The 24,510-nt window shown below is 43.0% G+C and carries 20 protein-coding genes and 1 tRNA gene; 15 read left to right on the plus strand and 6 right to left on the minus strand.

The annotated features are described in order from the left end of the window. Positions 1 to 142: 142 nt before the first annotated feature. From thrS to OSCI_RS00350, 7 genes are all read left to right on the plus strand, one after another. Complete coding sequence (gene thrS, locus OSCI_RS00320) at positions 143 to 1,969, plus strand: threonine--tRNA ligase (protein ID WP_007352836.1); 1,827 nt, start codon at positions 143 to 145, stop codon at positions 1,967 to 1,969. Positions 1,970 to 2,043: 74 nt separating this feature from the next. Then, positions 2,044 to 2,832, plus strand: coding sequence for a DUF4058 family protein (locus OSCI_RS00325; RefSeq protein ID WP_007352837.1), 789 nt, complete (start codon positions 2,044 to 2,046; stop codon positions 2,830 to 2,832). Between the two features lie 32 nt (positions 2,833 to 2,864). Next, complete coding sequence (locus OSCI_RS00330) at positions 2,865 to 3,653, plus strand: DUF4058 family protein (protein ID WP_007352838.1); 789 nt, start codon at positions 2,865 to 2,867, stop codon at positions 3,651 to 3,653. 382 nt (positions 3,654 to 4,035) lie between these two features. Beyond that, positions 4,036 to 5,217 (plus strand): tetratricopeptide repeat protein, encoded by a 1,182-nt coding sequence (locus tag OSCI_RS00335; RefSeq protein ID WP_039961410.1) that lies wholly within the window; start codon positions 4,036 to 4,038, stop codon positions 5,215 to 5,217. Positions 5,218 to 5,270: 53 nt separating this feature from the next. Beyond that, the gene (locus OSCI_RS00340; RefSeq protein WP_007352840.1) at positions 5,271 to 6,794 is read left to right on the plus strand and encodes a carboxypeptidase M32; all 1,524 of its coding nucleotides are present in this window, start codon (positions 5,271 to 5,273) and stop codon (positions 6,792 to 6,794) included. A 189-nt stretch (positions 6,795 to 6,983) separates the two neighbouring features. Then, on the plus strand, positions 6,984 to 7,658 hold the full coding sequence (locus OSCI_RS00345; protein ID WP_007352841.1) for a peptidoglycan-binding domain-containing protein: 675 nt from the start codon (positions 6,984 to 6,986) through the stop codon (positions 7,656 to 7,658). A gap of 82 nt (positions 7,659 to 7,740) precedes the next feature. Beyond that, positions 7,741 to 7,822: transfer RNA gene (locus OSCI_RS00350), tRNA-Leu, on the plus strand. A gap of 45 nt (positions 7,823 to 7,867) precedes the next feature. Here OSCI_RS00350 and OSCI_RS00355 read toward each other — a convergent pair. From OSCI_RS00355 to OSCI_RS00370, 4 genes are all read right to left on the minus strand, one after another. After that, positions 7,868 to 9,166, minus strand: coding sequence for an RNA-guided endonuclease InsQ/TnpB family protein (locus OSCI_RS00355; protein WP_007352842.1), 1,299 nt, complete (start codon positions 9,164 to 9,166; stop codon positions 7,868 to 7,870). Positions 9,167 to 9,447: 281 nt separating this feature from the next. Next, the gene (locus tag OSCI_RS00360) at positions 9,448 to 10,620 is read right to left on the minus strand and encodes a TRC40/GET3/ArsA family transport-energizing ATPase (RefSeq protein ID WP_007352843.1); all 1,173 of its coding nucleotides are present in this window, start codon (positions 10,618 to 10,620) and stop codon (positions 9,448 to 9,450) included. A 42-nt stretch (positions 10,621 to 10,662) separates the two neighbouring features. Continuing rightward, entirely contained in the window at positions 10,663 to 11,052 is a 390-nt protein-coding gene (locus OSCI_RS00365; RefSeq protein ID WP_007352845.1) for a DUF2358 domain-containing protein, read from the minus strand. A 556-nt stretch (positions 11,053 to 11,608) separates the two neighbouring features. Continuing rightward, positions 11,609 to 12,661, minus strand: a complete 1,053-nt coding sequence (locus OSCI_RS00370; protein WP_007352846.1) for a hypothetical protein — start codon at positions 12,659 to 12,661, stop codon at positions 11,609 to 11,611. Positions 12,662 to 13,053: 392 nt separating this feature from the next. On the opposite strand from OSCI_RS00370, the gene OSCI_RS00375 reads away from it, so the two are divergent. The 6 genes from OSCI_RS00375 to OSCI_RS00405 all read left to right on the plus strand — a co-directional run bounded on the left by OSCI_RS00375 (position 13,054) and on the right by OSCI_RS00405 (position 19,753). Beyond that, entirely contained in the window at positions 13,054 to 13,686 is a 633-nt protein-coding gene (locus OSCI_RS00375) for a VWA domain-containing protein (protein ID WP_007352847.1), read from the plus strand. Positions 13,687 to 14,189: 503 nt separating this feature from the next. After that, positions 14,190 to 14,768, plus strand: coding sequence for a DUF6272 family protein (locus OSCI_RS00380; RefSeq protein WP_019487469.1), 579 nt, complete (start codon positions 14,190 to 14,192; stop codon positions 14,766 to 14,768). A gap of 42 nt (positions 14,769 to 14,810) precedes the next feature. Further along, entirely contained in the window at positions 14,811 to 15,155 is a 345-nt protein-coding gene (locus OSCI_RS00385; protein WP_007352849.1) for a slr1659 superfamily regulator, read from the plus strand. Between the two features lie 17 nt (positions 15,156 to 15,172). Continuing rightward, positions 15,173 to 16,075 carry a GGDEF domain-containing protein gene (locus OSCI_RS00390; protein WP_007352850.1) on the plus strand — a complete coding sequence of 301 codons (903 nt, stop codon included), beginning with the start codon at positions 15,173 to 15,175 and terminating at the stop codon, positions 16,073 to 16,075. A 333-nt stretch (positions 16,076 to 16,408) separates the two neighbouring features. Further along, positions 16,409 to 17,884 carry an adenylate/guanylate cyclase domain-containing protein gene (locus OSCI_RS00400; protein WP_019487471.1) on the plus strand — a complete coding sequence of 492 codons (1,476 nt, stop codon included), beginning with the start codon at positions 16,409 to 16,411 and terminating at the stop codon, positions 17,882 to 17,884. A gap of 216 nt (positions 17,885 to 18,100) precedes the next feature. Then, positions 18,101 to 19,753: an ABC transporter substrate-binding protein gene (locus OSCI_RS00405; protein ID WP_007352852.1), complete on the plus strand. Its 1,653-nt coding sequence runs from the start codon at positions 18,101 to 18,103 to the stop codon at positions 19,751 to 19,753. A 116-nt stretch (positions 19,754 to 19,869) separates the two neighbouring features. On the opposite strand, the gene OSCI_RS00410 is transcribed toward OSCI_RS00405, so the two are convergent. Both OSCI_RS00410 and OSCI_RS00415 read right to left on the minus strand, forming a co-directional pair. After that, a complete protein-coding gene (locus OSCI_RS00410; RefSeq protein ID WP_007352853.1) occupies positions 19,870 to 21,165 on the minus strand; it encodes a bifunctional folylpolyglutamate synthase/dihydrofolate synthase in 1,296 nt (431 codons plus the stop codon). A gap of 211 nt (positions 21,166 to 21,376) precedes the next feature. Next, positions 21,377 to 21,787 carry a helix-turn-helix domain-containing protein gene (locus OSCI_RS00415; protein ID WP_234708675.1) on the minus strand — a complete coding sequence of 137 codons (411 nt, stop codon included), beginning with the start codon at positions 21,785 to 21,787 and terminating at the stop codon, positions 21,377 to 21,379. 384 nt (positions 21,788 to 22,171) lie between these two features. Between OSCI_RS00415 and OSCI_RS00420 the strand changes: the two genes are divergently transcribed. Then, positions 22,172 to 23,869, plus strand: coding sequence for an HAL/PAL/TAL family ammonia-lyase (locus OSCI_RS00420; RefSeq protein ID WP_007352855.1), 1,698 nt, complete (start codon positions 22,172 to 22,174; stop codon positions 23,867 to 23,869). A 303-nt stretch (positions 23,870 to 24,172) separates the two neighbouring features. Further along, positions 24,173 to 24,505, plus strand: a complete 333-nt coding sequence (locus tag OSCI_RS00425) for a hypothetical protein (RefSeq protein ID WP_007352856.1) — start codon at positions 24,173 to 24,175, stop codon at positions 24,503 to 24,505. Positions 24,506 to 24,510: the final 5 nt, after the last annotated feature.

A 24,510-nucleotide genomic window follows, 5' to 3' on the forward strand; every position in this document is an offset into this window, starting at 1 on the left:
TCTCCCCCGCTCCCCTGCTCCCCTGCTCCCCCGCCCCTTCCTTCCCCCGCTCCCCCTGCTCACCTTCTCTAGTTAAGATAGAAACAGTACAACCAAATGTTAAGTCCCAATTTGTAGTAATCCTCCAATGGTTCAGCAGCCGATGTCTAGCCCAGAATCCCTTTCCGCACCCGAACAGCCCGCTAAAATCCACCTTCCTCGCACCAGCGAGTCAGAACCCCTGAAAAAAATTCGCCACACCACCTCTCACGTCATGGCAATGGCGGTGCAAAAGCTATTTCCCAAAGCCCTAGTAACAATCGGCCCTTGGATTGAAAACGGATTTTACTATGACTTTGACATCCCAGAGGCATTTACAGAAAAAGATTTGAAATCCATCAAAAAAGAGATGATCAAAATCATCAATCGTAAATTGCCTCTAATTCGGGAAGAAGTCAGCCGGGAAGAAGCCGAACGCCGAATTAAAGAAATTAACGAGCCTTACAAACTGGAAATTTTAGAAGGTCTAACAGAACCGATTACCATCTACCATTTGGGTGATGAATGGTGGGATTTATGTGCCGGCCCCCACTTAGAAAATACCAGCGAACTAAACCCAAAAGCCATTGAATTAGAAAGCGTTGCCGGTGCTTATTGGCGCGGAGATGAAACCAAAGCTCAGTTGCAACGCATCTACGGAACTGCTTGGGAAAATCCCGAACAATTACAAGAATATCAGCGCCGAAAAGAAGAAGCACTCAGGCGCGATCATCGTAAACTAGGCAAAGAATTAGGATTGTTTATTTTTGCCGATGTCGTCGGGCCAGGCTTGCCTTTGTGGACACCCAAAGGCACAATTTTGCGGAGTATTTTAGAAGATTTCCTCAAACAAGAACAGGTTAAACGCGGCTATTTACCCGTCGTCACTCCTCACATTGGCAGAGTAGATTTATTCAAAACCTCTGGTCACTGGCAGAAATATAAGGAAGATATGTTTCCGATGATGGCAGAGGATGAAGAATCGGCAAAAGCAGAACAAGGTTTTGTTCTTAAACCGATGAATTGTCCTTTCCACATTCAAATATATAAGAGCGAATTACGTTCTTATCGGGAATTGCCCATGCGGTTAGCAGAATTCGGTACTGTTTACCGCTACGAACAATCGGGAGAATTAGGAGGATTAACCAGAGTTCGCGGATTTACTGTTGATGATTCCCACTTATTTGTCACGCCGGAACAGTTGGATGCTGAATTTTTGAGCGTGGTGGATTTAATCCTATCAGTATTCAAAAGTCTGCAATTAAAGAACTTTAAAGCTAGACTGAGTTTCCGCGATCCAACTTCCGATAAATACATGGGTTCCGATGAAGTTTGGGAGCAATCTCAAGGGGCAATTCGTCGCGCTGTGGAAACCTTGGGAATGAATTATTTTGAAGGAATTGGGGAAGCGGCTTTTTATGGCCCCAAACTCGATTTTATTTTCAGCGATGCGCTTGACCGCGAGTGGCAATTAGGAACTGTCCAGGTAGATTACAATTTACCTGAACGTTTCGATTTGGAATATGTCGCTGAGGACGGAACTCGCAAACGTCCAGTAATGATTCATCGCGCTCCTTTTGGTTCTTTGGAACGGTTAATTGGCATTTTAATTGAGGAATATGCGGGTGATTTCCCGGTGTGGTTAGCACCAATTCAGGTTCGTTTGTTACCAGTTAGTAATGACTTTTTACCTTTTGCTCAAGAGGTAGCGGCGAAGATGCGGATATTGGGAATTCGCGCTGAGGCGGATGTGAGTAGCGAGCGTTTGGGTAAGTTAATTCGCAATGCTGAGAAGGATAAAATTCCGGTGATGGGTATTGTGGGTGCAAAGGAGGTTGAGTCAAATAGTTTGAGTATTCGCACTCGTGCTTCTGGGGAGTTGGGAATGATTGCTGTTGATGAGGTAATTAATAGATTGAAGTCGGCGATTTTGAGTTTCAGCAATTTTTAGAAAATAGTAAGTAGAGTGGGTTAACTCACTCTACTTTTCACTTCATTACCAATGAATAAATAGGAGTTAAATCTATGCCTAATCCGTTTCCAGGGATGAATCCATACTTAGAAAATACTGATTTATGGGCTCAAGTACATCACTTGCTGATTAGTATGATTTTGGAGTCTTTAGTCCCGAAATTGCTTCCAAAATATAGAGTTGATATTGAAAAGCGAATTTATGAAATTAACGGAGAAGAGTCTCTGTTAGTAGGTATTCCTGATGTCATTGTCCAACCTTCGTCAAATCAAACAAACTCTACGAATTCTAATGTCGCCGTTGCAGCACCCCCTGCTAAATCTTTAAGAGTGAGAGTGCCTATGCCTATAGAATTTAGGGAAGGCTATTTACCAGTAATAGATATAGCCACCAAGGAAGTTGTGACAGTAATCGAGGTGCTTTCACCCGCCAATAAAAGACGTGGCAAAGGACGCGAAATGTATGAGGAAAAGCGGGAGAAAATAATTGCAACTCGCACCCATTTAGTTGAGATTGATTTACTACGTAATTGGCAACCTCTTCCAGTTTTTGGTAACGATATCGAGGCTAATTATCGAATTTTGGTCAGTCGGGGAAATCAACGCCCGATGGCGGATTTATATCTTTTTAATTTAGCCAATCCAATTTCTTCATTTCCGTTACCTTTACGTTCAGGTGATGTAGAACCTATTGTAGATTTACAAGCTTTACTCAATGGAGTTTATGACCGCGCCGCTTATGATTTTAGAATAGATTATAATAGTGAAGTTGTGCCGTCGTTGTCAGAATTAGATACTATTTGGGCAGATAGTTTATTGCGAGAAAAAGGATTGAGAGTCTAATAGAAGTAAGTCAATTAACAGGAGTTAAATCTATGCCTAATCCATTCCCAGGTATGAATCCCTATTTAGAAAGTATTGATTTTTGGCCAGAGGTACATAATCGCTTAAATGTAGCAATTGCTGACGCTTTAGTTCCCCAACTACTACCCAAATATCGCGTCGCTATTGAGAAGCGGATTTATGAAATAAATGGTGAAAACTCTTTATTGGTCGGAATTCCCGATGTCTCTATACAACGCAGACAAACGCAAACTAACCCGATTAATTCTAATGTCGCCCTACTCGCCCCAACTGCTACACCATTGAAGGTAGCAGTACCTATGCCTGAAGAGATTAGAGAAAGTTATTTAGAGGTTATAGATTTAGCAACTAAGGAAGTGGTGACAGTAATTGAGGTACTTTCACCTGCGAATAAACGACCAGGGAAAGGGCGGGAAATGTATGAGGAGAAGCGGGAAAAGGTGTTCGGAAGTCGCACCCATTTGGTGGAGATTGATTTATTGCGTGGTTGGGAACCTCTTCCTGTTTTTAATAATGATATTGAAGCTAGTTATCGAATTCTGGTGAGTCGGGGAAATCAACGTCCGATGGCGGATTTATATTTGTTTAATTTGCCTGATGCAATTCCTACTTTTCCTTTGCCTTTACGTTCGGAAGATGAGGAGCCAATTGTAGATTTGCAAGCTGTGTTAAATATAATATATGACCGAGCTGGATATGATTTTACTATAGATTATAATGGCGATCTTGTACCGCCCCTGTCAGATGAGGATGTTATTTGGGCAGATACTCTCTTGCGAGAGAGAGGGTTAAGGGAATAATGGCAGTAGAAGGTGCAATTACCAATTAGCAAAGAAGGGGCTAGGGGCTACGATGCTCAGGACTAGGGAAAGAGGTAGAGAGGGGAAGAAGGGAAGATGGGGAAGGTACCAATTAGCAATTAGCAATTAGCAATTAGCAATTAGCAATTACCAATTAGCAATTAGCAATTAGCAATTAGCAATTAGCAATTAACAATTACCAATTAACAATTACCAATTACCAATAGGATAATCATCCTCAACAACTAACAATTTTTGCGGACTTTTGCTAGAACCCAGGGGGTGAGAAACCTGACCAGTGGGGGGTAGTAAGTAAAAATGGTAGAAAAGGTGAATAATAAAGTAATGATGAGGTAATATGATTCTACAGAGGTCAAATACTTTGGAAAAATTAGCTAGTATAGAAAAGCCGATCGCTTCTGGGAATAAAGCCGTAGAAATCACACCCCAAAATCCTCAAGCCTGTTATGACCAGGGTAATGCTCTGGTACAATTAGGACGCTTCCAAGAGGCGATCGCGTCTTGGACTCAAGCTGTCAAACTTAATCCTGACTTTCATGAGGCATGGTACAATCGCGGCGTAGCCTACAGAAAGCTCGGATGCAATCAAGAGGCGATCGCTGACTATGACAAAAGTCTAGAAATCAAACCAGAGAATGCTGAAGCTTGGTACAATCGAGCTAATGCTCTGAGAAGTTTGGAGCGATTTGAAGAAGCGATCGCTGACTACGACAAAGCTTTACAGATTAGACCGGAATATCATGAGGCATGGTCAAATCGCGGCAATACTTTCGTCAATCTAGAACGGAACGAAGAGGCGATCGCAGACTATGACAAAGCTTTAGCAATTAGGCCAGATTACTACGAAGCCTGGTACAACCGAGGCATGGCCTTGAAAAGTTTAGGAAAATTTGCAGAAGCGATCGCTTCCTACAATCGAGCCCTAGAAATTAGACCAAACTTGCATCAAGCATGGTACAATCGCGGGATTGCATTGGCAAATAGTGGCGAATTTGCAGAAGCGATCGCCTCCTATGACAAAACTTTAGCACTCAAGCCCAATGCCTGGGAAGTTTGGAACAAAAGGGGAACAGCTTTAGTCCAGTCAGGACAATTAGATGTCGCGATCGCCTCTTGGGATCGAGCCGTAGAATTAAAACCCGACTATCACGAAGCTTGGTACAATCGCGGTTTAGCACTAGCTAGCTTAGAGAAATTTGCAGCAGCGATCGCTTCTTGGGACAAAAGCTTAGAATTCCACCCAGATAACCGCGAAGCTTGGTACAATCGAGGCATAGCCCTAAGCAAATTAGAGCGCATAGAAGACGCGATCGCCTCCTATGATAAAGTTCTAGAAATCAAACCCGACGATGCCGCCACACTTTATCACAAAGCAGGCCTGTACTGCCAACAAAACAACACCGACCTAGCGATGGAAAACCTCCAACGCGCGATCGCACTCAATCCTAAAAAATATCGCAAACTCTGCAAAACTGACTCAAAGTTTCAGAAAATACAGAAAGATGTGCGCTTTGTCGCTTTAACTCAAAATAAAGCTAATTGAAATAGAATGCCACCAATACAATCGGCATTACTGAGCACCCGTACCCCCAAATCATGCACGCACTGGACAAAACCGAAGCAAAATTCGCTCTTCTCAAAACCCGCCTGAGCGAAATTAGTGACATCGAATCAGCCGCAGCCGTGCTGCACTGGGATCAGGCAACCTATATGCCAATTGCCGGGGCCAGTGCTAGAGGCCGCCAACTGGCTACCCTCAAACAAATTAGCCACGAAAAATTCATCGATCCCGCGATCGGACAACTGCTAGAAGATTTGCGCCCCTGCGAAGCCAGCCTCCCCTACGACTCTACCGCAGCCAGTCTGATCCGCATAGCCCGCAAAGACTACGATCGCGCCGTGCGAGTCCCCTCAGAGTTCATGGCCCAATTCTCCCGCCACCAAGCCGCCTGCTACGAAGCTTGGGCAAAAGCTAAGGCCGACAACAATTTCGCCGCCGTAGAACCCTATCTGGAAAAAACTTTAGAATTAAGTCAAGAATATAGCGACTTTTTCCCTAATAACGAACATATTGCCGATCCCCTGATCGACTTAAGCGACTGCGGAATGACAGTTGCCAACCTCCGGCCCTTGTTTGCCGAATTACGTCAGGAATTAATCCCAATTGTAGACGCGATCGCTTCCCAACCTTCCGCCGACGACTCCTGTTTACACCAAGATTTTCCCGAAAGTCAGCAGTTAGAATTCTGCCGCACAATCATCGAGCGTATTGGTTTCGATTTTAAGCGAGGACGGCAAGATAAAACTCTGCACCCCTTTATGACCAACTTTTCTATAGACGACGTGCGAATTACTACCCGCGTCTATGAAAATAACCTCGCTCAAGCACTTTTTAGCACGATCCATGAAATGGGACACGCCCTTTATGAATTGGGCAATTCTCCTGAATTTGAAAGCACGCCTCTGGCCGGTGGTATTTCTTCCGGCGTTCACGAAAGTCAGTCCCGGTTATGGGAAAATTTAGTCGGTCACAGTCGTGGCTTTTGGGAGTGTTTCTATCCGCAGTTACAAGGCGTATTCTTGAGGCAATTAGGTCAAGTTTCTATCAATACATTTTATCAAGCGATTAATAAGGTAGCTTGCACGCCGATCCGCACTGATGCTGACGAAGTAACCTATAACCTGCACGTGATGATCCGCTTTGATTTGGAATTAGCACTGCTAGAAGGCAAGATCGCAGTCCGCGACCTCCCCGAAGCTTGGAATGAATGCTATAGAAGAGATCTGGGTTTAGTTCCTGCCAGCGATAGCATTGGAGTCATGCAGGATGTCCACTGGTATGTGGGGACAATTGGGGGAATGTTCCAAGGTTACGCCCTCGGCAATTTGATGAGCGCTCAATTTTACGAAGCTGCCCTTAAATTCGATCCCGAAATTGCCGTTGAAATTGAACAAGGAAACTTTAGTTTACTCCACAACTGGCTTAAAAAAAATATCTATCAGCACGGGCGCAAATACAGCGCCGCCGAACTGATGGAGCGCGTTACAGGTTCAGCATTAACTATTAAACCTTTTATAGGATACATTCGGCAAAAATATGGAGATTTTTATTCTTTTTGAAGGATTGCCAATAGCAAAACTCAGGAGTCAGACTAAAATTGGGTAAGTGGGTAATGGGCAATCGTGTGGGGTTTGTCCCCTGAGAGCGATCGCCCACGATCCATCTTTAATCTTTGTTGAAAAGTTCCCGGATGGTAAAATCCCACTGGGAAGTTTAGAACAGCCAAACTTTACTAAGAGGAATATTTTATGCGTGTAGCTACTGTTGTAATTCTGAGTTTACTGGCGTTTTTGGTTCCGGGGTTAACCAGGAGTGCGATCGCGGGCGATCGCACTAAATCTCTGACTGAACAGTTGGAGGAAAGCGGATTATTTACTCCTGGTGCTCAGGTCAAACCCGTTTTTGGGGAGGGAAATTCTGAACGCGAACTGTTTAATAAGCCTTTTTATCAAGGTTTGCAGGAACCCCCGAAAAAGGAAAAGACTGTATCGAAAGGTGCTAAAGGTGCTGAAGTAGCCGCCATACAGAAGCGTTTGCAAGCTCATGGTTTTAATGTCGGGGCGATCGATAGCGACTTTGGATCGCGGACTGTCTCGGCTGTCAGCGCGTTTCAGCAGTCGAAGGGATTAAAGGCTGATGGGATTGTCGATCGCACAACGTGGGATGCTTTAAAGGATGAGCCGATGGTTTTAGCCCAAAAGCAGATTCCTGAGAGTAGTAAGGTATTGGCGAAGGGCGCAGCGGGTTCTAAGGTAAAGACGCTACAGGTGCGTTTGGAAATGCAAGGTTACGATCCAGGGCCGATTGACGGGATTTTTGGGGCGCGGACTTTGACCGCTGTCAAGGACTTTCAAGCCACTAATAATTTAAAAGTGGATGGCACTGTCGATGAGGCCACTTGGAAGGCTTTAGGTGGGAAATGATTATGTGGTGGGGGTTTGAGGAATTTTTATTTTTCTTTACCCCCTTTTCTGTTTTCTGTGTTATGATTGTTTTTGGCTTAACGCGGATGTGGCGGAATTGGCAGACGCGCCAGATTTAGGTTCTGGTTCCGAAAGGAGTGAAGGTTCAAGTCCTTTCATCCGCATTGTTACAGTCTTTGACACTCCCCGGTCTAAAGACACGGGGATTCTTAAGGAGAAACTTTGGGGGATGAATCCCGCCAAAGTTTAATTCTTAAAGGGTTTGTCAACAACCCACTACTCACTCGCTCAATAATAATTGAGTCTATGGCTACTTTTGATTTTCGGATGATATTTGCCGCGCCATTAACATCGGCATTGATTAACAACCCAGTGCTAGAACGGTAAAGACCTCGTTTAATTCTTTTACCAGACGGTTGCCAATTGTCGGGTTTTTCACCAACTTTCACTGGCAGTAAATCTCGGTCTAAGAAGCTGGCTTTTGATGTGTAAGATTCGTCTTGCTCTACAAATCGCCAACCCCTTAAGTCACACTCTTGCCTGAGCCTATCTTTAACTTTAGCTGTCGGTATTTGGACAAAGTTCTGGTTAGTCTTACCTCCCATATTGACTTCTTGTTTCTGTCCTTTATTCCAACCAAAGACTAGGACGTTAATTTGGCGATCTTCACAATAATCTATGATGGTTCTAACTGCTTTATTGACGGCATCTCTCATCCTTCTGGCGCGAGTTTCTGACAACTGTTGCAGTCTATGAGACGAAAAACCTTTAGGTAGCTTACATTGATCGTGTACTGATTGTACCCGTGCTTTTTCCTTGTTCAACCATTGGTTCCAAGACTTCAATTTGTGACCATCAATAATAAATGGCTTGCCATTACTAGAAGTGCAAGTTAACCAGTTATTGATGCCATGATCGATACCTAAAATTCCCGTTACTTCCAAGCTACAGCTAGGGGCTTGTTTGGTTAGACTTTCGTGTACAAATTCGACCCAAACCTTGCCATTTCTAGGGATTAGTCGAAGTTCTTTAATCTGGCAATCTTTCAAGCGTTCCGGTAAAGTCACCCAGAGAGCATCTGTCCCAAAGTGTTCTTTCCCTTTAGTTCCCAGAGGTAATCTCACCCGATTACCGACTACTTTCAAGGCTTGCCCAGGGTATGAAACTTGGTACATTGCTCCCTTGGTTCTGTACTTGGGCAATCTCGGTTTTTGATTAAGTTCTCCTTTCTTGGCTAACCTTTCTAAGGCTCGGAAAGAGCTAAAGGATTCAGCAACAGATTTGAGGGATTGTTGAGCCACTTGCGAGTAAAGTAAACCGTAATTCTCGTTGGGTTTGGCAATTTTGTACAGGTCTGGGTATTTAATTGCACCTTGGTCTTTGAAGTACTGTTGCCGACTTTCGTAAGTGCCGACATTAAACAGATTATTTGACCATCTTAAGATTTGCTCGACAATGGTTTTGTCAAGTCCCTTTAAATGCCAAACATCTTTTTGCACTGCATACATTAATTTCAACCTCCTTTGATTAATTGTACTATATTTAGAAATATCTAACTGGGAGACTAAAGTCTCCCTCGCCCTTTCATCCCTGGACTAAAGTCGCAGGGTTTTCAGGGTATTTCTTATAAAATTAAAAGTTGCGAGTTCCAAGTGCGATCGCGCTTGGAATTTCTGTTTTTTTTGACTTTATTCATCCAAACTATTAATTCTATAGCAACTGCCAAGATCCTATAAAAAAATATGAGGAGATCGCACCTATCAGAGCATATCTCCTCAACCCAAAACCTCTAAGCAAACCGAATCTTCAAATAATCATCCTCCATCTTAGCACCAGCAGGCTGTAACGCTGCTAAGGCTTGCGGCAATACCAAATTCCGCCGATGATTGCCAATCGTAATATTCAACTCATCCGCTGACTTACTCAACTTAATTTGATCCTTGGCAATTCCCGGTAAATACAGTTCCAAACTATATTGATTCTGATCCTGAACAATTCTTACTGTATTTTCCTTGTAATAAACTTGGCTCGGATCTTCATCACCATAAAGCGTTTCCTTCAACCGATGCAAAGCCGCCAAACCGCACATTTCCTCAGAATAAAGCGGTACTTCCTTCACAGGTAACGGCATAAAATTATCGTGAATCTCCTGCCGATATTGCTGCTGATTCTCCTTCCACCGCTTAAAAAATGGGTCTGTTACTTCATCGGGAATAATCCGATTTGCTACTACCATGTCTGTTGCTACATTGTACAAACTCAAATAAGCGTGAGCTCGCAATGATTCTTTAATTACCATCTTTTCGGGGTTGGTAACTAATCTCACTGAAGTTTGAGTATTATCAGTTAAAACCTTTTCCAAAGCTTCAATCTGTTCGTAAAACTCATAAGGTGCATCCATCACTTCTTTATTCGGCAAAGAAAAACCCGCAATTGGTCTAAAAATTGGTTCAACTAAAGGTCTGAGTGCAACAGAAAGACCTTGCAACGGTTTGTAAAATTTTCTCATGTACCAGCCGCCAACCTCTGGCAAACTTAATAGTCGCAAAGCCGTACCAGTAGGAGCCGAATCGATAATTAAAACATCAAATTCGCCTTCATCGTAATGCCTTTTCATGCGGACTAAGCCAAAAATCTCATCCATTCCTGGCAAAATCGCTAATTCTTCAGCCTGGATGCCATCAAGACCCCGCGCTTGCAAAACTTGAGTAATGTAGCGCTTGACGGCTCCCCAATTTCCCTCTAATTCCATCAAAGCATCGAGTTCAGCTCCCCACAAGTTCGGCTGTACCAGTCGTGCTTCGTGGCCGAGATCCATATCAAAGCTATCTGCTAAAGAGTGAGCCGGGTCAGTGCTCAACACTAAGGTTTTGTATCCCAATTCGGCGCAGCGGAGGCCAGTAGCAGCCGCCACTGAGGTTTTGCCGACTCCGCCTTTCCCCGTCATCAAAATTAAGCGCATGAATTGTTAACCCCGTCTGAGAATTCTTTACATAATTTTACTTTAGCGGGTTTTTACGGGAAACAGGAGTTGTTTGAGTACGTCAAGGCGGGAACAGTTCCAGTAGTCGATGTGAGAGCTAATCAGGCCCTCGGTGTTAAGCTTGAGTTCGCTCCAACCTGGAACCGCAATTCTTGGCTGCCAGGGTACGGGAACAGTCCAGCTTAATGTCCAGCGTGTTTCTATGCGATCTCCGACCTGCGAAATGTTGTGTAAATCTAGTTTTATGTCCTTAAAAAACGTACTCATAAACCCGATCATTTGTTGGTAGCGATCTATGCCTTTAAATCGATTCATCGGGTCTTGAAAGTAAACTTTTTCTGCATAAATGCTATAGGTTTGAGCGGCGGGAAATTTCTTGTAATCTTCTTTTAGTATTTCAATTATATCCATTTTGTTAAGAGTTAGTTGTTAAGTGGTCAGGTATAATTAAACGTAGGGTGGGCGCTCGCCGCCTCAAGAGATGTTTTTCATAGCTATAAATATTTGTCGGCGAGCGCCCACCTTACAATTTATAGCATTTATTTATGTCCACCTACTTAGTTGTTAGTTCAGGACTTACGCACGATCGCAGGATGGCAGGGCGTTACAGATAGTTTTGCATAAGTCCTATAGTTATTGATTTTTAGCACAATTTTGCTGGTAAGTGAAGTACAGAGAAGCCGGGTTTCTTGTGTAAAAACCGATTTGTAAGGGAGAACTATAAAGAAACCCGGTTTCTGGGTTGTACTTTATCAACCTGCAATTTGCTCTATCTTTCACTATCAAAAATGTTCAACAACCATTATATAGCAATCCTAAATGAATCGTAAATTTTTTACCCCACCCCAACCCTCCCCTTGCTAAGGGGAGGGAGTAAGAAATTCACAAATGATTTAGGATTGCTATAGCAATTAGCAATTAGCAATTACCCATTACCCATTACCCATTACCCATTACCCATTACCAATTAAACTTGAGTAACACGAGTAATTCGAGTCCAAGCTTCAATTGTATCCTGCAAAGGTTTCGGTAAGCGATCGCGAACAATATCCGCGTATTGAGTTGTACCCGCCGTACTCGTAAAAGTGACGGTAATAAAATCAGCCGCCCCCGTTGGCGCTGGATAATTCAATTGATTAAAACGAGCTAATTGCTGCCGTTTGAGCAACTCCTGAAACTGTTTCACCTGCTGCATGGAAACCCTGAAAACCTGACGGCCAGAATCATTGGCATTTTCCGGCCCCGCCAGTACGCGCATCAAAGTGCCATCCTCCATCAGCACTGTTTCATAAGTGCGGCCCGTAAAACCACCACTGGCGATCGCCCGAAACACCATACCTTTTGTCAAAGGCGGCGGTAATTGTGCAGTCGGAATCTTCACAGGTTGAAGCGAACTAGCTTGATTTTCTCTACGCAAAACTTTTCCTGTGCGATCGCTACGATAAACCCAAGTTTGGCGGCCGTCAGACAGCACAACTCGCCAACCTTCCACCATCATTTGACCGCACAATTCATCATTTTTAGGCAGTCCCAAACAAGTATTCGGCCAAGTTTGGCGGCTGAATTCCGTAATTTTCAGTCGTCCCGCAGCAATCCCAGTTTCCTTGGACAAATCTTGACGAACAGCACTCGCAACTTGCGCCGGCAATTGATTAGCACCATTTTGCCCAGCTTGCGCCAACTCAGGGTCTACAGACATTAAATTTAATTTATTTACTTCCGGGTTTTCCGGCGATCGCTTAGCACTTACTAAAATTACACGGGGTAAAAGTCCGCGATCGCTTGCTTTTGGCATCACCAGCGGAGCCTGAAATTCATTTTGCCCTAACTCATTTTTCTCTTCCGACTGTGGATATGAGGACGGTAAATTGCCAGCATCAGCATTTGCTGTCTGTATAAACACTGGATACATTTCTAAAGCTAGAATTCCCGTCAATAGCAAAGCTAAGAAAAACGGACTAGGCTGCTTTTCAGGTTGTTTTTCAGCATTTTTCCAGGGATGTTGGGGATTTTTTTTCATAGCCAGCCTCCGCATTACGCCGCACTCAGAAAGCACACAACTCACACAATGTACACAGCTTTAGACTTCACCACCTTACTATTTGGTTCCGCAATCGTAAATAAAGATCCGTAAATTTTTATAATTTAGAGTAAAATACTAATGGCTAAAAAGCTCCCTGTATCAGCATTATTCCTGCTCTCCTAGATAACTAAAACCCCTCTAACTTTTAGCTTCTACTTAACTGAGACGATCATGTCCAACAAAGGGGGTTAAGCCAGATCGGGGTATAACTGTAACCACCTCTACCCCCCTCGTTGCCACAAATCAAATTTTCATCACAAATTTTATCCTCCAAACTACTCCAATAACTGATAGCTTAAATATCAAACATCATCATTGGAGATTAACAGATGGACGCTTTACTCGAAGGCGGCGCAGCTTTGCGCGATCGCGACTATACCCTGATCGTAGATAAAAGCCAAAGTATGTCCATCTCAGACCAAGCAGACGGTAAAAGTCGCTGGGATGTCATGCAGGAGTCCGCCTTAGCACTAGCAGCTCAATGCGAACAATTCGATCCTGATGGCATCACCCTTTACCTATTCGCAGATGATTTTAAACGTTACGACAGCACCACTGCTAGTAAAGTTGCCCAGATATTCCAAGAAAATCAGCCATCTGGCAAAACCAAGCTAGCCCCAGCTCTAAAAGATGCTACAGATAACTACTTTGAGCGTCGAGCTACAGAACGCGCCAAAGCTAACGGAGAAACAATTATAGTAGTCACATCCGGTGAAGTCAACAATCCTCAATCAGTAAAGCAGATAATTATTGATGCCTCAAATCAGTTAGAGCGAGATGAAGAACTCGCAATTTCACTAATTCAAGTAGGCTCCAATCAAACAGCAACAGAATTTTTCAAAATCTTGGACGATCAATTGCAGAGTGCTGGCGCTAAATTTGACATCTGCAACACCGTCACCTTAGAACACATGGAAGATATGTCCTTGACTGACGTGCTACTCAATGCCATTGTTGATTAGTATCTCAATTGCAACTGCGATCGAGTTGAGAAGGGTACTAAGCTAAAATATACTCTGCACGACCGAATATCCTCTATATTCAGGGGAGGGATCGAATCAGTCTTTGGTGTTAAGGGATGTAGGTGTTGCTAGCTGAGGCTTTCTGAGAGCGTCAACTGACGTTCAGTTTAAGATTTTAAATATTGGTACCATAGACTTAGGCTTTCCCATCGAGCTGGAAGTATTGCCTATTTCGGTGAAAAAGTTAAAGTGTTCTTAAAGGCAGGGGATGTGGGAGTAATCTTCACTGATGGCATTATCGAAGCTGAAAATCTTAATGAGGCCCCGTACAACGTCAAGTAGCTAATTGAGGCAATCAAACACAACTTGCCGCGTGGCTATTGAAATCAGATATGTTGTAATTGATGACCTACGACAACATATCGGGCAATATAAGGTCTATTATGACATCACTTTGGTGGTACGTAAGCAAAAATAAGCAGCACAATTCGGATTTAGCAACTATGATTCAGATATTTGGCGACTTCGAGGAGCCGCCTTTCACACAAGAATACTTGATCATCGGATTTTCTCCCAGTTCGTTTCCCCTAAAACAGCGATGGCGAAATAATGGTTTATCTGCTGATTTTCTTGCCGATTATTTAGCAACTTTCTTTCCCGGAAACGAACAGGAACCTGCTAGTATCGAGAAGCAAGTGCAGGTCAAAAGTGCTATCAGTTATGTTGCCAATGAATTGCTAGAAAATGCCATGAAATTTAACGACGAAACCTGCCAGTATCCGATCAGTATTCGCCTCCACCTAGAAAGTGGTAGAGTAGCATTTCTAATGACTAACAGCATCCCTCCCCAAGCCGTTGATAAATTTCAGGCTTACATTCAGGAGTTAACTACATCAGATCCAAATGAGCTATACATTTACCAGTTAGAAAAAAATGCTGCTGACGAAAACTGTACCGCTTCTGGTTTAGGCTTACTGACTATGATCAACGACTATGAAGCTAAGCTGGGTTGGAAGTTCGAGACTGTCCAAAAAGACCCAGAAGTTATTGCCGTAACCACAATGGTGCAGCTAACAGTATAGGCTACTTAAGCTACCTCTAAATTTACAAGGAACTTTAAACGGATGGAGATCAAGACCGAAGATTACCGTATATGTTACGATAAAGCAACTGCAACGATTATTTTACAAGGCGCTCTCCGGCTCAGCGGCATGGAAGAGTACGCGCCTGTGGTACAGTTGCTCAACGATGTTGCTGACTCAGAACCACCCAAAATTGTGCTGAACTTGCAGGAACTAGAATTTCTCAACAGTTCTGGGATCAGTATGTTGTCGAAGTTTGCGATCAAGGTGCGTCAGAAAGGAAACGTTCAGATGCAGATTAAAGGTTCTCAGTCAATCCCCTGGCAAGGAAAGTCTTTGCGGAATCTACTACGTCTGATGCCTACCTTGGAGCTGGAATTAAAATAGAAAGTTTGAGAGGGCGTATGGCTAGTACAGGCTTTCGGCATCAGAGTATTTTTGTCAATGCACAAAGACTGGAAGACAGGTCAAAAGAACCACCATCCAGAGAATATCTGCTTCTGGAAATAGAACAACTGCGCCAGGAACTCCAAGAGATCAAAGCCGAAAAGATGCAGTTGGATATTTTGCTGGAGGCAACCTGTGCCCGCGCTGATGCTGTAGAAGTTTTACTGCATGAATCCCATCAACAACTGCAAGCCGAAATTGCAGAACGCGAACGGGCACAAGCGGCGATGAAGGAGGCTCAAGCAGAACTTCAGTCTGTTCAGGTAACTGTCAGTACAGACAAGGCTGACATGGAAATGATTTTAGAAACAATGAGGGAACACGGCGACTTTCTGGAAAACTTACTGCACGATCAGTGCATTCGCGACCCGGTAACTGGTCTTTTTAACCGCCGTTACTTGAAGGAGTTCCTGACAAGGGAGATCGAGCGCTCCACGCAAGCGCAGCAATCTTTGGGCATTATTATGCTCGACATTGACTACTTTAAGCGTTTTAACGACACTTTTGGTCACGATGCAGGCGATCTTGTCCTGCAAGAATTGAGCCTATTTTTGCAAAGGTGCGTCCACAATTCAGAAATTGTTTGCCGTTACGGAGGTGAGGAGTTTGTCCTGGTTTTGCCAGAGAGTAGCTTGGAAGATGCTTACCAACGTGCTGAACAACTGCGCCAAGGTGTGAAGCAGTTAAATGTAAAATATAACGGTCAGTCTCTTGACGTGATTACTGTTTCTTTGGGGGTAGCTTGTTTTCCAGAGCATGGTAAAACTGGTGCGGAAGCGATCCAAGCAGCAGACGTGGCTCTCTACCGCGCCAAGGCTAAAGGGCGCGATCGCGTTATCTCGGCTAGATCTAGGTTTTAAAGCAACCGCCAAGGTCAGGAAAATCTTCTTAATTGCTCCAACCATTGCTTTTATTGCATTTTCCTTCTGGCGTTATAGATAATTAAAGCCTTTTACCCTTATAAATAACTAATGTTCCTTTCTGCTTTCCGTCTTAGCCTGTGCTTGTGCCTTCCGCCTTAGCCCGTGCTTGTGCCTTCTGGCTTGTGCCTTCCACCTTAGCCTGTGCCTTTTGGCTTTTGGCTTCTGGCTTTTGCCTTCTGCTCTAACTTCATACCAATAGAAACTATGGTAGGGTGTATCACCAACTACAGTGACATATATAATCTTTGTCAAGGCGCAAATTCCAAGACAATGCAGGAAGAACAACTGTCTAAAGAAGAGCTACTTTTGGAGATAGAAAAACTGCGCCAAGAAGTAGAAAACCTGAAAAGGGAAAAAACTGACTTGGAAATTTTGCTGGAAACTACCTCCTTACACTCCGATAGTGTTGAAGCCGAGTTACACGATAAAGCATTAGAGGCGGTACGTGAAGGCGAGGCAAAGTTAGCTCAGTTTCTGGAAGCAATACCCGTAGGAGTAGCTGTGTTGGATGCTACTGGTAAACCCTACTACGCTAATCGCGCCGCCGTGCAATTACTTGGCAAGGGAGTTGTGCCATCAATTACAGTTTACAAAATACCCGACATTTATCAACTTTATGTCGCAAATAGCCCTCATCTTTACCCCGTTGAAGAATTGCCAATATCGCGGGCTTTGAATGGCGAAACCTCAATGGCTGATGATATAGAAGTCCACCAAGGCGATCTGATTATACCTCTAGAAAGTAGAGGAACGCCAATATTTGATAGCAATGGTAAAGTGATCTATGCGATTTCCGTTTTTCAAGACATTAGCGATCGCAAAAAAGCAGAAGCTGAGCGCCAAAGGTTCACTAACGAACTCTTTGAGCTAAATTTGAATTTGGAAAAAGCTCTAGATGCCGAATTAGAACTAACCGATGCTTACGGGCGGTTTGTTCCTCACCAATTTCTCTACTTTTTAGGATATGAAAGCATTGTTGATGTCAAATTAGGAGATCAAGTACAGCAGGAAATGTCAGTGCTGTTTGCTGATATTCGTGATTTCACTTCGCTTTCAGAAACTTTAACTCCAGAAGAAAATTTTAAATTTATTAATGCTTATCTCAGTCGAATGGAGCCTGCAATTACTGAAAATAATGGTTTTATTGATAAATATATTGGCGATGCAATTATGGCTCTATTTAATGGCGAGGCAGATGGTGCAGTTCAATCTGGAATTTCGATGCTGCAAACTCTGGCAGATTACAATCAACAGCGCCAAAATTCGGGCTACGTGCCGATTAAAATTGGGGTGGGGATCAATACAGGTACTTTGATGCTAGGTACTGTGGGTGGACAAAACCGGATGGACAGTACAGTTATTAGTGATGCTGTTAATTTAGCATCTAGGATTGAAGGGTTGACGAAAGAGTACGGGGTGCAAATGTTAATTTCTAACCAAACATTTTCGCGCTTACATAATCCTGCGGATTATTCTATCCGTATCGTTGACCAAGTAAAGGTTAAGGGGAAGTCAGAGTTTGTGACAGTGTACGAAGTATTTGATTCTGACCCCCCAGAAGTTCGAGAAGGTAAGTTAGGAACTTTGAAAAGATATGAGGAAGCTATGTTGCTTTACCATCAGAAGAGCGTGAGAGAGGCGGGCAAACTGTTTGAAGAATGTTTGCAAAAAAACCCTGAAGATCGGGTGTCTCAAATTTATCTAAAACGGTGTCGAGATTGGCGATCCCTACTCAAAGATTTTTAGGCAAGGTAAAGGGCAAAAAAGTTTTCCCTGCTGGATTGTTAAAAAATAAAAAATAAAGTGTTGTGCAAAGTGCCATAATCATCGTAATATTTAAAGTCAAGACTTACATAGTTATGATGTAACGCCGCCCTCTGGGCGGTTAAAGATACCGGCCAGGGCGGCGTTACGGATATTAGTCCTAATAAAGTTAAAAACGATCTGATGGGTATAAAAGAAATGTTAGAAAATTACACCGCTAAGCTTAAAATTCAGCGGATTGGTATATTAGAATTTATTGGTATATTTTGCCTTTGCTGCTTCCTAGTTGTGAGTTGCGGAAAGTCGGCAACTCAATCAGTTAATTCTACAAATACAGAGGCGGGAACGGGAAGAATTACAATTGGTACAACGCTGAAACTGCGGACGATCGATCCTGCTGATGCTTATGAACAAATATCAGGTGGATTGCTTTACAATTTGGGCGATCGCCTCTACACTTACGAGTCGGGAACTACTAAGCTAATTCCACAATTAGCAACAGCAATGCCTAAAATTAGTCCCGATGCTTTAACTTATACTATACCACTACGTCAAGGCGTTACTTTCCATGATGATACGGCATTCAATGCTGAGGCAATGGTATTTTCTCTAGAACGATTTATTAAAAATGGAGGTCGTCCAGCATTTTTGTTAGCTGATGCTGTGGAATCTATTAAGGCCACTGGTGAATTTGAGTTAACAATTAAGCTGAAACAACCTTTTGCTGCTTTTCCTTCCCTACTAGGATTTGCGGGTGCTTGTGCAATTTCTCCTAAAGCTTACGAAATTGGCCCGGGTAAATTTAAACCGGATACTTTTGTGGGAACGGGTCGTTATCAGCTAGCAAAATATGGTAGCGATTCTTTAAAATTAGATGTTTTTGATAAGTATTGGGGGAATAAACCCGCCAATAAAGGAATTGACGTTCAGTTCCTTTCTACGCCTGCAAATTTGTTTAATGCTTTTCGTACAGGTGCAGTAGATGTGGCTTATTTGTCTCTAGATGCTGACCAAATTCGTAACTTGGAAGAGAGAGGTAAAAAAGGCAATTGGCAGGCGATCGCAGCTAAAAGTAATACGGTGAGTTATATGGTACTCAACCTCAAGTCTAAACCTTTGGATAATTTAGCAGTAAGGCAGGCAATCGCCACAATTATTGACCGCCCATTGCTTAACGAACGGGTATTGCGAGGACAAGCGGAACCTCTTTATAGCCTAATTCCTACCACATTTGATGTACAAAAGCCAGTTTTTAAAGAACAGTATCAAGAGGCTAACGCAGCTAAGGCAAAAGAACTTTTGAAGAAGGCTGGGTTCTCGGCTGCTAATCCTGTAAAACTACAAATTTGGTATCCTTCCGCTTCTTCCAAAAGGGCAATGGTGGCGAATACTCTGAAGGCAATTGCTCAACAAAAATTAGATGGGGCGTTGCAAATAGAAGTTAATGGTGTAGAAGCTCCCACTTTGTTTCAAAATCTGGATAAAGGGATTTATCCTTCTGCTTTAGTGGATTGGGTTGCTGACTACTTTGATGCTGACAATTACATTCAGCCATTTCTGAGTTGTAGTAAAGGCTCAGCGGCGGCGGGATGTCAAGAGGGAGCGAGTCAGGGTCAGGGTTCATTTTACTATAGCGATCGCGTGAATCAACTGATTTCTAAGCAGCGACAAGAGCAGAATCCCGCCACCCGCAAAGCTATTTTTGGCGAAATTCAAGATATATTAGCTAAAGATGTTCCGTTCATTCCTTTATGGCAAGATAAGGATTATGTTTTTGCTCAAAAAGGTGTGACTGGTGTTGTTCTAGAACCAACACAATCTTTTCCCTTTTGGCTGCTTGGTAAGCAGTAAGTTAAACGTAGTAAGTTAAACGTAGGGTGGGCGCTAGCCGCAAACAAGCTTATACTTTACCCATATATCATTTGCGGCGATCGCCCACCTTACAAGCTATAGTTAATATTTAACAGTCAATCTTGCTCCTGCTGCTGAAAGAAATAGCCAATAAGATAAAGAGAACCACAAAGGACAGTTAAATCCTCGCCAATCGCAGTATCTAAAGCTGTGAGTAAATCTGGATAAGTTTGACAATGAGATAATGTTGGGCAGATACTTAAAGCTAACTTGGCTAACTCTTCTGGTTCAGCAGAACTATGGTCAGGTACGGGTACTAAATAAAGACGATCGCCTGTTGCCAACACAGCCTTAAAAATATCAGCATGGTCTTTAGTAGAAAGCATACCCATTACCCAAGATTTGCCCTTTTTTTGCGGGTATAAATGAGCTAGAGTATCGACATATTGACGTAAGGCGATAGCAGCGGCTGGGTTGTGAGCGCCGTCAACTAATAGTTTATGATTTCCCCAAGTTGTCCATTGCAGACGACCAGGCCATTTAGTATTTTCCATCCCGTTTTGGATAGCAGTTTCCGAAATTTTCCACCCTTGTTGCTGGAGAATTTGGCAAGTTGCGATCGCGAGGGCTGAGTTCATTAATTGAATTTCCCCTAATAGTGTTAAAGGGTATTTAATTGCGATCGCAGGTGTTGGTAAATTAATGTTAGTATCTGGTTCTGGCTGATATTCTACCCAATTTTCTCCTAAATCTAATGCAGGTTTTGGCCAGATAGCAGGACAGTTTAATTGTTCAAGGCGTTTTTCGATAACTGCTTTAGCTTCTAGAGGTAATTGTCCGATGACAGCAGGGCAATTTTGTTTGAGAATACCTGCTTTTTCACCTGCAATATCTGCTAAAGTTGGGCCGAGAACTTGCCAGTGTTCGCGACTGATGGAAGTGATGATGGAAACGAGAGGAGTTTCGCAGACATTAGTTGCATCTAATCTTCCGCCTAACCCAACTTCTATGACGGCAATATCTACTTCTTTTTCGGCGAAATATAGCCAAGCGGCGGCGGTAAATACTTCAAATTGGGTAGGAGATTCACTATCTTTATTATTAACAACGTTTACTACTTGTAAAAGATAATCTTCTAATTGTTCTGATGAAATGGGTTTTTGATTGATACAGATGCGTTCATTCCAGTCAATTAAATGGGGAGAAGTGTAGCGACCAACTTCATAGCCTGCGGCAGTTAATATGTAAGAAAGATAGGCACAAACGGAACCTTTGCCATTTGTACCTGCGACATGAATAATAGGGATTTTTTGGTGAGGGTTGCCTAATTTATCTAAGAGTTGTTGAATTCTGTCTAGACCGAGATTTACACCGAAGCGTTGATAGGGTTTGAGGATAGAATCTACTTTCATTATCGCACTTCTTTACCAAACTACTGCCCCAATTGAAAAATAATTCCTAAATATTTACGGATTAAGATAAATTAAAGGATTTTACTGATTTTAAGAGCGGACAAAAAATCAGTCGATCGGGGTAATCTATCTTAATCCGTTTTCAGCAATAATTTGATTAATTAGGCAAGGGCTGGTAAATTACTGCCAGGACAAACTAGCGGTAAAATTATCAGCCAATTAGCTCCAAACCTTTCCCATGAGAGGAAACACCATTCTTAATTCGCGCTGCCACTACCATCAGCAGCAAGGCCAAACTGTCGTCAGAGAGACTATCAACCAAGTTCTGCATATCTAGTAAAGACTCTAGTTGCTTTGGCACTGACATCTGGCTGCCATTGCCAAATCCCTCTCCCCCCGTCAGCCGGGCACAGAAGTAAGCGCGGGCTCCCGGCTTAATCTCGTCCATTGCCTCGATTAATTTCCACAGCACCTCAGTAGAGATGCCCGTCTTCCCCCGCCTAAACTCTGAAATATGATTCTCGCTAACGCCTGAAAACTTGGATAACTGTTTCCCAGATATCCCGTAGCGTTCAATAGTCACCCTAAAAAGTTCGGAAATCATTGTAACGTTTTGTGACAAAAATCTATGATTAGCCTTTAACGGTGGTATCGTTCTTAGGTTACTGATTAACAGAGACCAGTAACAGCCAAACAGCTTTAATAACTCAATCAATTATAACTCTGCCCGCATAATGTAGTGTCGGCGCAGTTTTATTTTTCCCTGAGAACAATAAGCATCAACCGAATTTTAAGTTTCAGCCTAGACTCAATAAGGCTTGCAGACTCATTATCGGAGATGTTTAATGGCTGCTGCTTGTTTTACGAAAGGAAGTAGAAGATTTGAATACAAATGGCAGAGTATGGTTTCGAGTCATATTTCTCTGTCCTTAGAGTCAAACTAACATTGTGTTTTTGGGTTGAGTGTGATTTTAATCACAGTGTCTATGAATTTGGGAGCTATAAAATGTCAACAAACTTAACTGAGCCGATTTCTCAAAAATTACTGCAATGGCTTGAGCCTAATTTGAGTGCGGTAATTGTCGGGAACCGACGGCTAAGTGTAGAGGAAGTCGCCAGGGTTGCCCGCTGTGGAACCAGAGTGCGGTTGAATGATGAAAGCGATGTTGCGGAACGAGTGCAAGCATCCTGCGATTACATTACGGATGCTGTGGAGTCGGGAAAAGCAATTTATGGAGTCACCACTGGCTTTGGTGGGATGGCCAATACAGAGATTGCACCTGAAGAGGCCGCAAGTTTACAAAACAATTTGATTTGGTTTCTCAAAGCTGGGGCAGGGCAAAAGCTGCCCACAGCTTGCGTCCGCGCCGCCATGCTCTTGCGAATTAACTCCCACCTCCAAGGTGCTTCAGGAATTAGGCTGGAGTTAATTAAACGGATGATCGTATTTCTCAACGCAGGAGTTACGCCTCACGTTTGTGAATTGGGCTCCATTGGCGCTTCCGGGGATTTAGTTCCCCTAGCGCAAATCACAGGGGCATTAATAGGTTTAGATGACAGTTTTACTGTGGATTTTAATGGCAGAGAAATGTCAGCAATTCAAGCGCTGGAATTATTAGATTTACCAAAAATTGATTTGCGACCCAAAGAAGGGTTAGCAATGGTTAATGGTACATCTGTAATGACTGGCATTGCTGCCAACTGCGTTCGGGATTCGCAAGTAATGCTTGCCTTAGCAATGGGTACTCATGCTTTGATGATCCAAGGATTAGGCGCGACAAATCAATCTTTTCACCCCTTCATTCACAAGCTTAAACCTCATTTTGGTCAAGTGTGGGCGGCTTCCCAAATGGTTGAACTCCTCGCAGGTTCCTGCTTGAATCGAGATGAGTTAGATGGGCAGCATGATGCTCGCGGCGAGCATCCGATACAAGACCGTTATTCACTGCGTTGTTTGCCTCAGTACATAGGGCCGATTGTGGATGGAATTGCAGAAATTGCCCAACAGATTGAAGTTGAAGTTAACTCTGTTACTGATAACCCTTTAATCGATACTGAGAATCAAGCTAGCTATCACGGTGGCAATTTCTTAGGGCAATATGTTGGCGTTGGGATGGATAGGTTGCGCTATCTTTTAGGTCTGCTGGCTAAGCATTTGGATGTGCAAATTGCGCTGTTAGCTGCACCTGAATTTAATAATGGTTTGTCGCCTTCTTTGGTTGGCAACACCAGCCGTAAGGTCAACATGGGATTAAAAGGTCTGCAAATAGCTGGAAACTCAATTATGCCACTATTGACTTTTTACGGAAACTCAATTGCTGACCGCTTTCCCACTCACGCGGAACAATTCAATCAGAATATCAATAGCCAAGGATTCGCTTCAGCAAATTTAGCTCGTCGCTCAATTGAATTGTTCCAGCAATATATGGCAATTTCCCTAATGTTTGCCGTCCAAGCTGTTGACTTGCGAACCCATGAAGTTGCGGGTCACTATGACGCGCGGGAATGTTTGTCGCCACTTAGCTTACCGCTATATGAAGCTGTGCGCGAAGTTGTAGGACAGCCGCCTAATGTCGATCGATCTTACATCTGGAATGACAACGAGCAATCTTTGGATATACACATTGCCATGATTGCTGCTGACATTGCACAGGAAGGACGAATTGTACAAGCTGTGAACCAAATTTTATCAAGTTTGAAGTAGGAAGAGGAAGGGGAAGGGGAAGAAGTTTTGGTGTTAACTTAAGCTGAAAGCCACCAGGGGTTTTAATCCCTAGTAGACTGAAGGTTTAACATTAGTTTAAGTTGCACTTACCTATTTATTCTTTTTTCCCCTCTTCCTGCATAAAACAATCCATTTGTACCTAAGAATAGCCTGCAAAATGGCGTAATAAAGAGTTAAATTTTTAACTTTTTCAGAGCTGCTTGTCTTTTACGCAAGCATTCGCAATTTTGCGGCTGTAAAGGATTGTTGAACTTGTTGAATATTAACTAGAAAGGCACAAAAATGGTTACTCACAATATTTCAGCTAATATCTCTGAAACTGCTTTTCAGCTAGATATTTATCCCACTAAAAAAGCAGAGAGATTTCCAAGTCACCAACACTTTTTGACTGATACTGTGCGCCAGTGCGTCAAAATTTATCAACTTGAACCGAGAGATTGGCAACAAATTTCTCAGGCAATTAATCCTAGTTGTATGCGGGATGTTTCGTTAGAAAATAAACATTACTCAAAGGCTTTAGTTAGTGGTTTTCTATTTGCCTTAGCAATGGTGCACCAGTGCATCCAAATCATGAACACAAAACCTATTGTTTGGCAGCAATTTTACCGAGGATAAAATAG

It is taken from the genome of Kamptonema sp. PCC 6506, from assembly GCF_000180455.1.
GTDB classification, from domain to species: Bacteria; Cyanobacteriota; Cyanobacteriia; order Cyanobacteriales; family Microcoleaceae; genus Kamptonema; species Kamptonema formosum.

Coding starts and splice junctions, on each gene's coding strand:
- OSCI_RS00325 (WP_007352837.1), top strand. CDS start 2,044: ATGCCTAATCCGTTTCCAGGGATGAATCCATACTTAGAAAATACTGAT.
- OSCI_RS00390 (WP_007352850.1), top strand. CDS start 15,173: ATGGCTAGTACAGGCTTTCGGCATCAGAGTATTTTTGTCAATGCACAA.
- OSCI_RS00380 (WP_019487469.1), top strand. CDS start 14,190: ATGATTCAGATATTTGGCGACTTCGAGGAGCCGCCTTTCACACAAGAA.
- OSCI_RS00420 (WP_007352855.1), top strand. CDS start 22,172: ATGTCAACAAACTTAACTGAGCCGATTTCTCAAAAATTACTGCAATGG.
- OSCI_RS00355 (WP_007352842.1), bottom strand. CDS start 9,166: ATGTATGCAGTGCAAAAAGATGTTTGGCATTTAAAGGGACTTGACAAA.
- OSCI_RS00345 (WP_007352841.1), top strand. CDS start 6,984: ATGCGTGTAGCTACTGTTGTAATTCTGAGTTTACTGGCGTTTTTGGTT.
- OSCI_RS00370 (WP_007352846.1), bottom strand. CDS start 12,661: ATGAAAAAAAATCCCCAACATCCCTGGAAAAATGCTGAAAAACAACCT.
- OSCI_RS00410 (WP_007352853.1), bottom strand. CDS start 21,165: ATGAAAGTAGATTCTATCCTCAAACCCTATCAACGCTTCGGTGTAAAT.
- OSCI_RS00360 (WP_007352843.1), bottom strand. CDS start 10,620: ATGCGCTTAATTTTGATGACGGGGAAAGGCGGAGTCGGCAAAACCTCA.
- thrS (WP_007352836.1), top strand. CDS start 143: ATGTCTAGCCCAGAATCCCTTTCCGCACCCGAACAGCCCGCTAAAATC.
- OSCI_RS00340 (WP_007352840.1), top strand. CDS start 5,271: ATGCACGCACTGGACAAAACCGAAGCAAAATTCGCTCTTCTCAAAACC.
- OSCI_RS00400 (WP_019487471.1), top strand. CDS start 16,409: ATGCAGGAAGAACAACTGTCTAAAGAAGAGCTACTTTTGGAGATAGAA.
- OSCI_RS00365 (WP_007352845.1), bottom strand. CDS start 11,052: ATGGATATAATTGAAATACTAAAAGAAGATTACAAGAAATTTCCCGCC.
- OSCI_RS00405 (WP_007352852.1), top strand. CDS start 18,101: ATGTTAGAAAATTACACCGCTAAGCTTAAAATTCAGCGGATTGGTATA.
- OSCI_RS00385 (WP_007352849.1), top strand. CDS start 14,811: ATGGAGATCAAGACCGAAGATTACCGTATATGTTACGATAAAGCAACT.
- OSCI_RS00375 (WP_007352847.1), top strand. CDS start 13,054: ATGGACGCTTTACTCGAAGGCGGCGCAGCTTTGCGCGATCGCGACTAT.
- OSCI_RS00425 (WP_007352856.1), top strand. CDS start 24,173: ATGGTTACTCACAATATTTCAGCTAATATCTCTGAAACTGCTTTTCAG.
- OSCI_RS00330 (WP_007352838.1), top strand. CDS start 2,865: ATGCCTAATCCATTCCCAGGTATGAATCCCTATTTAGAAAGTATTGAT.